Below are 11,670 nucleotides of genomic sequence, written 5' to 3'. Positions count from 1 at the left end.
GTCCAGTTGAGCCACACGTGTAGCAGTCGCGCACCGATCAGCCCGGCGACCAGCGCCGCCAGCGCCACGTCGAGCCAGCGCGTTACCGCGCCCGGCCCCTCGCGCAGGGCACGCCACGCCAGCACGCCCAGCGCCAGCAGAATGCCCGCGCCCAGCCATGCTGTATAGGTCGAAATCGTCAGCGGACCCAGGTCCAGTGCAACCGGATTCACAGTTTGCCGTAGTAAATTAAGAAGACAGGCGCAAAAATCCGTTCCCAACGGTAGAGCGAAAACGACGATCTGTCAATTTCCGCCCGCTGTGTCAGCTTTGACAGCGGAATGTCAGGCAGTCGGGACGTTTAAATCACAGTTCCGGCAGTGAGCCTGTTATACTTAGACTGGGTTTAAGTGGTTTTCAGCCGATTTCCCTCTGTCGCCCTTGGGGGACAGTTCGATGGAGCAGCAGCAGAGGAGAGACACATGATTGGCCCCGTATTAAGCGTGGTTGCAATTGCCGGGCTGGCGCTGGCCGGGTTCGGCGTTTTTATGATAGTGCAGGCGCTTCAGCGCAACCAGAACGCCCGGTCGGGCGCGGTGCTCACCGTGATCGGCGTGCTGGTTGCCGTGGTGTTCTTCGTGCTCAACAGCGGCCTGGTCGAAGTCAAGGCCAACGAAGTTGGCGTGGTGTTTAACGTGCTCAGCGGTGACCTGTCCGAAACACCGATCGGCCCCGGCCTGCACGTCATCATTCCCGGCATTCAGGAGGTGACGATTTACTCTACCGCCCAGCAGGAATATACCATGTCCGGGGATACCAACGAGGGCGCGATCCAGGGGGATGATGCCGTGACGGCACTCACTCAGGACGGCCAGCAGGTGCGAATTGACGTTACGGTCCTGTATCGCATCAACCCAGCCAGCGTGAACCAACTGCACTTGAGCTGGCAGAATCGCTACCAGGATGGGCTGGTGCGCGCGACCGTGCGTAACCAGGTGCGCGGCTCATTGACACAGTTCCGGGTCGAGGAGATCTACGGTACGGAGCATGATCGTCTGCAAACGCAGATCGAAGATGGCGTGCGCAAGTTGGTCGAAGACGACGGCTTGGAAGTGATCAACGTGCTGATCCGCAATATCACGTTCTCGCCGGAATACGTCGCGGCCATCGAGCAGAAACAGGTCGCGCAGCAGCAGGCCCAGGAAGCGGAATTCCGCGTGCAGCAGCGCGAGCAGGAAGCCGAACAGCAGCGCGCCCTGGCGCGTGGTGACGCCGACGCCGCCCGCATCCGCGCCGAAGGCGAAACCGCCGCGCTGGAGCTGATCAACCAGCAGTTGTCGCAGAACCCGCTGCTGATCCAGTGGCGCTACGTCGAGACGCTGAGCGACAACGTGCAGATGATCCTTCTGCCGTCGAACAGCCCGTTCCTGTTCGACATTCAAAGTCTGACGGAGCAGGCGGGAATCCAGATGCCATCGACCAGCACTTCGCCGACGCCGTCGCCCACGCCTGAAGCGGGCGCGTCCGGCTCCAACGGCAGCTAACGCATCATCCGCTCGAACTCACACGCGGCAGACGGTGCCACACGTCTGCCGCGTTTTTTATGCCCGGTGGAGGGCATCAAAAAAGGCCCCAGATCTGGGGCCTTTTTTGATGATTTCACCGCGCCCAATGATATGCGCGGGTACCACGATAATAGCGGGGGATTACATGATCGCGCTCAACTCGTCTACCGCTTGCTGGTAGTAGTCCTTCAGCTCTGAGCCGAAGGCCATGACGCCGATAATCACGACGACGGCCACCAGCATGAGTATCAGCGCATACTCAACCAGTCCCTGGCCGTCATCCCAGTGCCGTAGCAGCGGCGACGCGCGCAGCCAACAGTAGTACCGCATTTTCTCCCTTCCTTCCCGGCTGTTTGATAGGATCAGGACTACCGTCCTGGATTCATTATACATGACTTTCCCCGTGCGCTTTGTGACCTGAGCGGACAATTTGTTTGACTTTTGTTCGATCTTGTCATATTGCCGCCCATGCCCTGTTTTGCACTTCTATAAGCTGATTATAAAAATTCTCAAGGTGTCATATAAAAAAACTGAACAAATCGATTGACTTTTGAAAAAGTCTCTGTTACGCTTTGTGGTATTGACGTCAAGTTGTATGTCTCGTGAGGACGGGTGCCTATGTTTTCGGTGTTTCCTGTGCCGGGCCACTGCCCGGTGTGCGGCGAGGCGATGAACATTACGCGGCTTCACTGCCCCGAGTGCGACGTGACGGTGGAAGGGCGTTTTTCCCTGGGGCGGTTGGCCCTGCTTTCGCCGGAACAGCTTGAATTTGTCGAGGTGTTCCTGCGCTGTGAAGGCAAGATCACGCGCGTGGAGAAAGAGCTTAACATCTCCTACCCCACCGTGCGCAGCCGCCTGAACGAAATCATCGAGACGATGGGCTATGAAGTGGCTCCGGTTACGGAAGGCCCCACCGAAGGGCCGTCTCCTGAGACGCGCCGCCAGGTGCTGGATGACCTTGCATCGGGCGTTATCACTTCCGAAGAGGCGATCGAACTGCTGCGCAGCTGATGCGCGGTAAGCGGGTAGGAGGATCACGATGACCACGCGTAAAGAAGTGCTTGAGATGTTGTCTGCGGGCGAAATTGATGTCGATCGTGCCGCCGAGATGCTGCTGTACGCGCACGATCCGGAGCCGGAGCCTGAGCCGGAACCCGCTCCCGTCCAGTCGATCCCGGTCGCTCCCGCTGGCGCGCAAAAACAAAAGGGCGACGGGCGTCGCTGGCTGCACATCCACGTCAGCGACATGGAAACCGGGCGTAACCGGGTGAAGGTCAACGTGCCGCTGGGCTTGCTCCAGTTTGGCATGAAGATCGGCGCGCGCTTCACCGACGAGGTGAACTCCGAGATGATCGAGAATCTCGTCCAGGCGCTGCACGAGCAGGAATTGAGCGGCACGCTGGTCGAGGTCGAAGACGCGGACGACAACGAGCGCGTGCATATCTTTGTCGATTAAGCGATTCACAGGTTGAGATGGGTTTGGGTAGTGTTGCAGCGGAGAGGAGGCTGCTATGCCTCGGATTGAACGGCGTAATGTAACAGCAGCAGTGATCGTCCAGCAGGTGGGCGGCGATCTTACCGTGCGCGGTCGTACGGGCAGTGACATGGTCGTGGACGGCGACGGTGTATTCGTCGAGCAGGTGGCCGACGGCCAGCCCTATCTCATTCGCTGCGGCGGCGACTGCCGCATAGCCGCGCCGCACGGGGTTCCCGTGGTCGTGCAGCAGGTCGGCGGCGACGCCAAGCTGACCGATCTCGGCGGCGCGCTGGAACTGGGCGCAGTCGGCGGGGATGCCGTGGTTCGCAACGTGCAGGCCGCGCAGATCGGCTCCATCGGCGGCGACCTGCGCCTGAAATGGGCGGCAGGCGACGTATCGCTGAAAGCGGTCGGCGGCGATGCCGCGATCCGCGAGGTGTCGGGCGCGGTGACCGTGGCTGCCGTGGGCGCGGATCTATACCTGCAAAACATCGACGGAAACTGTCAGGTGGACCGGGTCGGCTCCGATCTGGTGCTGAATATGGAGTTCGCGCCCGGTAACACGTACCGGTTTAATGCCAAGGGCGACATTTTGTGCCGCGTCCGGGCAGAGACCAGCGCGCAGTTTATCGTTCCCGCGGATATGCAGGTCGATCTGGACGTCGAAGCGGACGTGATCGAGGCCGAGGATGGCGAGAGCCAGATCGTACGTGTGGGCGATGGTCGCGCTGAAATCGTCATCGACGACGGCAGCGAGCTGCGGTTGGTGGGTGAAACGGAGGACTACGTGGTTAATCTTGGGATCCAAATCGAAGAAGAGATCGAAGCGCGGATGTCCAGCCTGGAGGAACAGCTCAACCGCCAGCTCAGCGGTTTGGACGAGCGTATCCAGGCATGGGCCGAACAGTTCACGCCGCAGGCCGAACGCTACGCCGACCGGGCGCAGCGCCAGGCCGAGCGCGCCCTCGATCGCTTCCGTCGCAGCATGGACAAGCAGAAGGGCAAGCGCAAGCGCGCCTCGGGCACGCGCAGCTTCGAATTCACCTGGGGATCGTCGTCCGCGAATGCCGCGCCGTCGCGCCAGTCTACCGAGCCGGTGACCGAAGAGGAACGGCTGATGATCCTGCGCATGCTGCAGGAAGGCAAGATCTCGCTGGACGAGGCCGAGCGGCTCCTGGCGGCGCTGGATACCCAGAGCTAAAGCGTGTTGTAAACCCACCTTTTTTCCCCTTCCCTAAGGGTCAGGGATGGGGGGCTGTAAGCTCATAGCACAGGCTCTGGACACGCATTCCGGGCACGATAGGCGACTCTGCTTCGTAGGGGCGGGGCTTGCCCCGCCCGTTGTCAGCACAGCCGGGATCGGCCCTGGCCGCTCACAGCAAATATTCTCACAGGCACGGAGTGGCACCCGTTGACTTGTAGGGGCAGTTCACGAATTGCCCCTGTGCGTAGGGTTCATTCGCCAGCGGCCCGTCGCCGCGTGAAGTCTACATCGCCCGATCTGGCATGGCTACGCTACAATAGGGCTAACAATCTCGTCGTCAGGCCTGTACGGCCCCTTACGGGGTGCGGATTCAGCCGATGCACGTGAGGGTGAGGGAGCCATGGCAGTTTTATCAACGAAGCTGCAATCTAACGGGCTGCGTCCGGTTCACTTGCGGCACGACCTGTTGGATATTGCCGACCTGATCGAAACGTGTTTTGCCTCTACGCTGGATGCCGCGGGGCGGTCCGCCATTCAGGAGATGCGCTCGATGGGACGCGCCGGTCCCCTGTTGTGGGCGTTGGGACGCGCGGGCAGCGCCATCCCCGCCGCGATGCGGGGGTATGTGTGGGTCGATCGCGATCACGTGATTGGCAACGTCTCGCTGACGCCTGCCGGATACGGCCAGGGGTGGGTGATCGCCAACGTGGCCGTCTCGCCCGATCACCGGCGGCACGGCATCGCGCGGCAGTTGATGCGCGCGGCGATGGACGAGGTCGCGGCGCGGGGTAAGTTCGCCGTGCTGCAAGTCGAGGCGGAAAACGTGTACGCCCGCGCGCTGTACGAGGAACTCGGGTTTACCGAGATGCGCACGTTCACGCGCTGGCGCCACGCGACGCACCACTTTGTGCCTGCCGCGCCCGATGTTTCCCCGGAACTGCAACCATTGGTCGTGTCGCAGGTCGCCGCGCTCTATGCGCTGGCGGCGCGTATTCGTCCCAACGAGTGGGGCGGGCTGGGCTGGCTGCGCCAGACCGAAAAACGCGAGTTCAACCCGTCGCAGTGGCTCGGCCTCAAGCCGCTGATGACCGGGCGCAACGTCCGGCACTGGGTGCTGGCGGGTGAGGACGGCGCGATCGATGCGGCGCTGGCCGCCGAGGTGCGGCTGGGGCTGCGCACGGCACTGATCGATCTCTACGTGCGGCCCGAACGTCAGGGCCTGGAAGCCGGACTGCTCAACGGTGCGCTGCGACGCCTGGGGGCGCGCCACCGCCCGATCGTGGCCGAGCACCCGACCGACGACGAAGCCGCCACCGCGGCCTTCCGGTACAACCATTTCATGCCGGAACGCACGTTGGTGCACATGATCTGGCACGCGCCGCCGAAATCGTAGCGGCGACGTCGCCAGTCACACCGCTGTTGGAGTAGAAATTGAAGGGATTGGAAACGGTTGTTTCCGCTGAGAGGATCGTCAACTCGTATGACCACCGCCGAAGAACGTATGCGTATTCTGCAAATGATCCAGGAAGGCAAAATCACCGCTGAGGAAGGCGCGAATCTGCTTCAGGCACTCAGCACCACGCCCAAGACACCCCCGCCCCCTCCCGCGCGTGATCCGCGCCTGCTGCGTGTGCGCATCACGGACCTGTCCAGTGGCAAGACGAAGGTCAACGTCAACATCCCGATGGGGCTGGTCAACGTGGGGGTCAAGCTCGGCGCGCGGTTTACCCCGTCGCATGCAGACGTGAATTATGACGAGATTATGGACGCGATCAAGAGCGGCGCGAGCGGCAAGATCGTGGATGTAGAAGATCTCGAAAGCGGCGAGCATGTCGAGGTGTGGGTCGAGTAGCCCGCCGCCCGAATCGAATTGTTATGCCTCGCTGCCCAGCGCCACCGGGCCGGTGAGGATCGCCACCAGCAGGTCGAGCGTGGCCTGCACGTCGCGCAGATCGAGCGTTTCGCTCGGCGTGTGCACGTAGCGCAGCGGGATCGACAGCGCCCCGGTCGGCACGCCTGCCCGCGCAAGCTGGATCACGCGGCCATCGGTGCTGGCCCCTTCGATCACTTCCATCTGGTACGGGATACCCGCGTCTTCCGCGCGCTGCACGAACAGGTCGCGGATCGCCGCCGGGACGATCAGCCCCGCGTCGCGCGCCTTGATCGCCACCCCATTGCCCAGGTAAACGCCCACCCGCTCCCCGTGGGGCGGATCGCCCGCGCCGGTGACGTCCAGCGCGATGCCCAGGTGCGGCTCGATGGCATACGCAGCGGTTTGCGCCCCGCGCGAGCCGACTTCTTCCTGCACGGTGAACGCAAAATAGACGCTGTGCGGCGTGCCGCTTTCCTTGAGCCGCCGCATCGCCTCGATCTGGATCGCGCAGCCGGTGCGGTCGTCCAGGCTCTTGCCGATCATGCGCTCGCCGCGCGTCACGACCTCGCCTACGAAGCCCGCCGGATCGCCCACGTGCACCTCGGCGTTGCCGTCCACACTGGCGCTGATGTCCACGAAAAAGTCGTCCAGGTTATAGACGCTGCGCCGCTTGCTGTACGGGTTTTCGACGCCCAACGTGCCGATCACGCCGTTTTCGAAGCGCACGCGCGTGCCCAGCAGCATCGCGGGGAACAGGCTGCCGATGGCGCTGAAGCGCGCGTAGCCCTGCCGATCCAGGTGGCCGACGATCAGCCCGATCTCGTCCATGTGCGCGGCGGTCATGATCCGCTTTTCGCCCGACCCGACGCGGCAGATCAGGCTGCCGAGCGGATCGATCCACAGCTCGTCCGCCAGCGGCTCGACTTCGGCGCGGATCAGGTCGCGGACGTGATGCTCGTAGCCGGAGGGACCCCAGGCTTCAGCGAGGCGCTTGATTAAGGCTTCCACAGCATCTCCCTTTGATAGTCGTTAGTGGTCAGTAATTAGTTTTTAGTAAAAGCACGCGTTGCGCCCGATGCCGGGTTTCCGTAGGGGCGATGCTTGCATTGCCCGTGCTTTTCCCGTTTTTCGCGCCTGCCACATCCCGGTTCGACAGGAGCGGCTTCGCACCGCCCTGCATTTGACTTGTACCCGACGACTACCGGCGAAGTACGGAGTCCGTCAGCGCCATCAACCCGGCGCGCGCGAGGCGGCTCTGGTTCTCGAAATCGGCCAGACTCATGATCGAGTTCGGGCCGTGAATGTACCGGCACGGGTTGGCGATCACCACGCTCGGCACGCCCTTCCCGGTGCGGTGAATGATCCCGGCGTCCGTGCCGCCTGCGTGCAGCGGCGACCGGAACTGGTGCGGGATGCCTTCCGCCTCCGCGACGCGCGTCAGGTGGCGCACCAGGCGCGGATCGCTGACCATCGAGCGGTCCATGACCGTGATCGCGGGTCCGCCGCCCAGCCGCGTGATTGTCGTCTGATCCGGCTCGTTCGGGTCCTGCGGCAAGTCGTGGCAGGCGGTCGTTTCCAGCACGAAGGCCGCGTCCGGCCCGAAGCGCTGCGCCGCGATCTGCGCGCCGCGCGTGCCGACTTCCTCCTGCGTCGTGAACGCCACGATCAGGTCGAACGGGAAACGCTCGCCCTGAATGAGCGCGATCAGCGAGGCGCATCCGGCGCGGTCGTCGAAGGCCTTGCCGCGCACCGTCGGGCCGAGTTCCACGAACGGGCTGTCGAACGCGATGTGATCGCCGGGCTTGACCGCCGCTTCCGCCGAGGCTTTGCTCGTCGCGCCGATGTCGATCCGCAGCCGCTTTTTGGACACGGTATTTTCGTCCGTACCCAGGTGGATCGGCTTCCAACTGACCACGCCGGGAATGTGATCCTTGCCGACCAGCACGCGCATGCCGGGCAAAATGCGGTCGTCCAGCCCGCCGATCTGGTCGAAGCGGATGAAGCCGTCGCCGTCGATGCCCATGACGATCATGCCCACTTCGTCCATGTGCGCCGCCGCCATGATCCGCAGGCTGCTCTGGCCCGTGCCGCGCCGTACGGCGAGCAGGTTGCCCATGCTGTCCACCTGCATGTCATCCACGTAATCGCAGATGTGGCCGACGATCAGCGCACGCACGGCGTCTTCCGCACCCGATAGGCCGATGGCTTCCGAAAGTTCGCGCAGGATCATTCGTCGTCCCCTTCGTCGTCGTCGGCACAGCCCGTCAGTTCGAGCGAAATGTCGTCCAGAAAGTCCGGCCCCATCTCCGCGATGAAAATCGCCATCAGCCGCGCGGTCCGTTCGATGTCGCGCAGATCCACCACTTCCGACGGCGTGTGCATGTTGCGGATCGGAATGCTCAGCAGCGCGGTCGGCACGCCCGTCCGGCTGACCTGGATCTCCCACGCATCGGTGCCGCTGTTGCCGGGCATCACCTCGGTTTGCAGCTTGATCTCGTGCGTGCGGGCCGTTTTGCGCAGCACGTCGTACAGGCGCGGGTGGAAGTTCGGACCCAACCCCAACGTCGGACCGCCCGCCAGTTCAAAGCCCTCGTCGTCGCCTACGCCCGGCTGCATGCCAAAGGTCGTGTCGATGGCGATAGCGAGATCCGGCGCGACGCGGTACGCCGCCGTCACTGCGCCCAGGAGGTGTGTTTCCTCCTGCACGGACGCGACCGCTACCACGTCCCAGTTATGCGCCCGGCGCGACAGCTCCTCCAGGCACAGCGTCACCGCCGCGATGGACACGCGGTTATCCAGCGACTTGCCCGCGATGCGCCGCCCCTTGAGATCGGTGGCGGTTGCGTCGAAGGTGATCAGGTCGCCGGGGCGCACCACCGCCGCGACGTCTTCGGCGGTCAGACCCACATCGATCCACAGGTCTTCCAGCGCGGGGTACGTCTTGCGGCTGCGCGCCATGTGCGGCGGTGCGGCGCCGAAAACGCCCTTCAGCACGCGTCGCCCGTGCACCAGCACCGGCTGGCTGAGCAGCACGCGTGTATCGACCCCACCCAGCTTTTCGGCGCGGATGAAGCCGTCGCGCACTTCGGCGGCGATCAGGCCGATTTCGTCCATATGCGCGCAGAGCATGATCCGGCGGTGCGGTTCCTGGCCCGATCCGTGCTTGACGGCGATCAGGCTGCCCAGGCCGTCCGGCTCGATCGTATCGACCAGCCCGGCCCATGCCGCGCGGATCGCGTCGCGGGCGGGTGCTTCGTGCCCTGACGGGGCGGGAATCTCACTCAGTTGTTTGACGAACGCTTTCAAATCGAGCGTCATAATCGGGCTTATCGCTTTCGGTGTGAGCGCCCCCCGGCTAAAGCGTTTCCTGGGTAGGCGTGGGCATCGGCTCGTCGGTTGGCGGCGCACTGGTAGGCGCAGGCGCGTCCGTCGGTGGGGGCTGCGTCGTCGGCGTCGCGGACGGTGGCAGTGTGTTCGTCGGGATCGGTGTCAGCGTCGGAGCCTGCGTCGGCAGCGGCAGATCCGTGTTGGTCGGCGTCATCGTAAGCGTCGCCGTGGGCAGGATGATCGGGGCCTGCGTCGGGAACTGGATCTGGATCGGCGTCGGCTGGAGCGGCGATCCGGCGCGGGTGGGCGTCGCGGTAAAGAACGGCGTGATCGTGGCCGACCGGGCCGGGGAGGCCGTCAGGGCGCTGAGCGTCGAGCGCGCCTCGCTGGTGGTGGCAGGGCTTTCAGGAGCGGAAGCCAGCAGCACCGCGCCGAGGCAGTAGCACGGCAGCGTGAGCAAAATGATCGCCAGCAGAACGATGCGAGTCGTACGCTGCTGGTCAGTCAGTTTGGAAAATGGATCGAACCCCATCATCAGCCTCGCCCGCTCCCTTGCTCGCGCCTCATCCTAGCATGGACCGCCAAACGCTGTCAAAGCGATCAGGCGAGATCCAGCCAGAGGTCCGTGTTCAGCGTGGTCGCCAGCAGTCGCGCGGCATGATGGGCGGGGGTATCGTAATCTTCCAGCGCAACCCGCCGCCGTCCCGGGGTCTTCTGCGCGATTTGAACGCCTGACCATGTGTGGCTCAGTCCTTCGACGTGTTCCAGGGCGGCGACTTGCCGGAACGCCTGCCCGTCGTAGATGTGAATCCAGACGTCCTGCGCGATACGCATCGGCGTATCGACCGGATCGTATTCCACGCCGCGCTGCGCTTTCGTGCGCCCTTCGGGGTGGGCGGGCGTCTGCGAGATCAGCACGTACTGCGCCGCATCGAACGGCACGCGCCACACGACGCGCCCCATGCGGCTGCGGCAGAGCACTTCGCGTGCCGTGGCATTGATCAGCACGTCGGACAGGGTGATCAGCTTCCAGAGCAGCCGCACCGCCAGCACCGCCAGCACGATTCCCACGACGATTCCGGCCCACGGCAGCCAGCCGGGATTCACGTCGGCCAGCCCGCTCGTCTGCGACCGGGCGCCCAAAAAGACGAACAGCGCCGCCAGCACGAGGTAGCCAACGATTTTGACCGCCGCCGTCACGACCCAGCGATCGGGCCGCATCCACACGTAGCCCTGTTTGCCCACCGCCATGCGCCACCCGTCGAACTGGAACGGCGGCGCTTGCGGCGCGACCGGCGTAACGACGCGCACCGCGGACGGCTCCATGCGATCGGTGGGCTGGACGGGCTGCGTGCGCTGCAAGGTGCCGTCCATGCCTTTGGGCGGGACCAGCCGGAAGGGCCGGTCGATGATGCGCGCCAGCGATTGCCCGGCCAGCTTGGCCTGCGTCACCGATTCGCTGGCTGCGCCGCTGGGCCAGCTTGCCAGCCCGCACCAGCGCACTGCGGACCCATTTTCAGGATCGCCGTTCAGCAGCAGGCCCAGATGCCAGTTGCCGCTTTCTGGGGCCCATCCCACGACGATGCGCGCGATGTCTTCCGGCTCCAGTTGGCCGTCTTCCGGCAGGCGGCGCGCTTTGGCGAACGCGGGCGAGCAGGTGATGTGCCCCTCGCGCGCTTCCATCAGCGAGATCACGGCATCCGGCGGATCGGACTTGAGCGATCCGTTGAACAGTCGCCACGTGGTCGGACTTAACTCGATGGTAAGGTTATGGGCTGCGCGGATGAATTCCATGGGATCTTCGTGCACCAACTTGGTCGGCCTTTGCCCTAGAGCGTTAGTCGTTATGAGTTGATAGCCCTGCGATGTGGAGCGCCTGGAGCGGGAATGTAGGCTCCGCACGGCTAACGACTGATAACCAATAACTTACGAACGAACATGCGGTTCCGGGGGTGCCGGACCGTCACAAGTCTACCGCGCGCCGCACCGGGGCGCGAATTGAACGCAGTAAGGCTTCTGTCTTTCGTAGGGGCGGGGCTTGCCCCGCCCGTGGTCAGCAAACCCGGGCGGCAAGTCCTACCTTTTCCCCTGGCCCAGTTTCCGTAGGGGCGTATGGATGCTCTTTAACTGCTAAATCTGGACAAAACCAGGGCGGGTTATAAACCCGCCCCTACAAAACTCCGTTGGGCGCTGCTTGTCTCCCCTCTCCAACTTGATTGGAGAGGGGCCGGGGGTGAGGTCTGCT

13 protein-coding genes are annotated in these 11,670 nt (G+C 63.8%); 6 read left to right on the top strand and 7 right to left on the bottom strand.

What is annotated here, in order from left to right:
• A partial coding sequence (locus V7116_RS23330) for a prolipoprotein diacylglyceryl transferase family protein (RefSeq protein WP_324394395.1) occupies positions 1-212 on the bottom strand: 212 nt, incomplete at its 3' end.
• Positions 213-461: 249 nt separating this feature from the next.
• On the opposite strand from V7116_RS23330, the gene V7116_RS23325 reads away from it, so the two are divergent.
• On the top strand, positions 462-1,523 hold the full coding sequence (locus V7116_RS23325; RefSeq protein WP_324394394.1) for a prohibitin family protein: 1,062 nt from the start codon (positions 462-464) through the stop codon (positions 1,521-1,523).
• A 162-nt stretch (positions 1,524-1,685) separates the two neighbouring features.
• Here the strand turns inward: V7116_RS23325 and V7116_RS23320 are convergent, their stop codons facing one another.
• Positions 1,686-1,874: a Flp family type IVb pilin gene (locus V7116_RS23320; RefSeq protein ID WP_324394393.1), complete on the bottom strand. Its 189-nt coding sequence runs from the start codon at positions 1,872-1,874 to the stop codon at positions 1,686-1,688.
• A gap of 288 nt (positions 1,875-2,162) precedes the next feature.
• Between V7116_RS23320 and V7116_RS23315 the strand changes: the two genes are divergently transcribed.
• From V7116_RS23315 to V7116_RS23295, 5 genes are all read left to right on the top strand, one after another.
• Positions 2,163-2,555 (top strand): DUF2089 domain-containing protein, encoded by a 393-nt coding sequence (locus V7116_RS23315; protein ID WP_324394392.1) that lies wholly within the window; start codon positions 2,163-2,165, stop codon positions 2,553-2,555.
• A 28-nt stretch (positions 2,556-2,583) separates the two neighbouring features.
• Positions 2,584-3,000, top strand: a complete 417-nt coding sequence (locus tag V7116_RS23310; RefSeq protein WP_324394391.1) for a hypothetical protein — start codon at positions 2,584-2,586, stop codon at positions 2,998-3,000.
• A 55-nt stretch (positions 3,001-3,055) separates the two neighbouring features.
• The gene (locus V7116_RS23305) at positions 3,056-4,222 is read left to right on the top strand and encodes an SHOCT-like domain-containing protein (RefSeq protein WP_324394390.1); all 1,167 of its coding nucleotides are present in this window, start codon (positions 3,056-3,058) and stop codon (positions 4,220-4,222) included.
• 403 nt (positions 4,223-4,625) lie between these two features.
• Positions 4,626-5,618, top strand: coding sequence for a GNAT family N-acetyltransferase (locus tag V7116_RS23300; protein ID WP_324394389.1), 993 nt, complete (start codon positions 4,626-4,628; stop codon positions 5,616-5,618).
• 87 nt (positions 5,619-5,705) lie between these two features.
• Positions 5,706-6,077: an SHOCT-like domain-containing protein gene (locus tag V7116_RS23295; protein ID WP_324394388.1), complete on the top strand. Its 372-nt coding sequence runs from the start codon at positions 5,706-5,708 to the stop codon at positions 6,075-6,077.
• Between the two features lie 21 nt (positions 6,078-6,098).
• Here V7116_RS23295 and V7116_RS23290 read toward each other — a convergent pair whose 3' ends face one another.
• The 5 genes from V7116_RS23290 to V7116_RS23270 form a co-directional block, all read right to left on the bottom strand.
• Positions 6,099-7,106, bottom strand: a complete 1,008-nt coding sequence (locus tag V7116_RS23290; protein WP_324394387.1) for a M42 family metallopeptidase — start codon at positions 7,104-7,106, stop codon at positions 6,099-6,101.
• A gap of 190 nt (positions 7,107-7,296) precedes the next feature.
• Positions 7,297-8,328, bottom strand: a complete 1,032-nt coding sequence (locus V7116_RS23285) for a M42 family metallopeptidase (protein ID WP_324394386.1) — start codon at positions 8,326-8,328, stop codon at positions 7,297-7,299.
• A complete protein-coding gene (locus V7116_RS23280) occupies positions 8,325-9,416 on the bottom strand; it encodes a M20/M25/M40 family metallo-hydrolase (RefSeq protein ID WP_324394385.1) in 1,092 nt (363 codons plus the stop codon). Before V7116_RS23280 ends, V7116_RS23285 begins: the two co-directional genes overlap by 4 nt.
• Positions 9,417-9,453: 37 nt before the next feature.
• A complete protein-coding gene (locus tag V7116_RS23275; protein ID WP_324394384.1) occupies positions 9,454-9,960 on the bottom strand; it encodes a hypothetical protein in 507 nt (168 codons plus the stop codon).
• A 65-nt stretch (positions 9,961-10,025) separates the two neighbouring features.
• A complete protein-coding gene (locus V7116_RS23270) occupies positions 10,026-11,219 on the bottom strand; it encodes a hypothetical protein (RefSeq protein WP_324394383.1) in 1,194 nt (397 codons plus the stop codon).
• Between the last annotated feature and the right edge of the window lie 451 nt (positions 11,220-11,670).

The sequence above is a fragment of the Aggregatilinea sp. genome (assembly GCF_036822615.1).
GTDB lineage: Bacteria > Chloroflexota > Anaerolineae > Aggregatilineales > Aggregatilineaceae > Aggregatilinea.
Note: the sequence above shows the minus strand (reverse complement) of the source record. Positions and strands in the feature narration are given on the sequence as shown.

Excerpts from the sequence above, each read along its gene's own strand:
- V7116_RS23325 (WP_324394394.1), top strand. The coding sequence starts at position 462 with ATGATTGGCCCCGTATTAAGCGTGGTTGCAATTGCCGGGCTGGCGCTG.
- V7116_RS23320 (WP_324394393.1), bottom strand. The coding sequence starts at position 1,874 with ATGCGGTACTACTGTTGGCTGCGCGCGTCGCCGCTGCTACGGCACTGG.
- V7116_RS23315 (WP_324394392.1), top strand. The coding sequence starts at position 2,163 with ATGTTTTCGGTGTTTCCTGTGCCGGGCCACTGCCCGGTGTGCGGCGAG.
- V7116_RS23310 (WP_324394391.1), top strand. The coding sequence starts at position 2,584 with ATGACCACGCGTAAAGAAGTGCTTGAGATGTTGTCTGCGGGCGAAATT.
- V7116_RS23305 (WP_324394390.1), top strand. The coding sequence starts at position 3,056 with ATGCCTCGGATTGAACGGCGTAATGTAACAGCAGCAGTGATCGTCCAG.
- V7116_RS23300 (WP_324394389.1), top strand. The coding sequence starts at position 4,626 with ATGGCAGTTTTATCAACGAAGCTGCAATCTAACGGGCTGCGTCCGGTT.
- V7116_RS23295 (WP_324394388.1), top strand. The coding sequence starts at position 5,706 with ATGACCACCGCCGAAGAACGTATGCGTATTCTGCAAATGATCCAGGAA.
- V7116_RS23285 (WP_324394386.1), bottom strand. The coding sequence starts at position 8,328 with ATGATCCTGCGCGAACTTTCGGAAGCCATCGGCCTATCGGGTGCGGAA.
- V7116_RS23280 (WP_324394385.1), bottom strand. The coding sequence starts at position 9,416 with ATGACGCTCGATTTGAAAGCGTTCGTCAAACAACTGAGTGAGATTCCC.
- V7116_RS23275 (WP_324394384.1), bottom strand. The coding sequence starts at position 9,960 with ATGATGGGGTTCGATCCATTTTCCAAACTGACTGACCAGCAGCGTACG.
- V7116_RS23270 (WP_324394383.1), bottom strand. The coding sequence starts at position 11,219 with ATGGAATTCATCCGCGCAGCCCATAACCTTACCATCGAGTTAAGTCCG.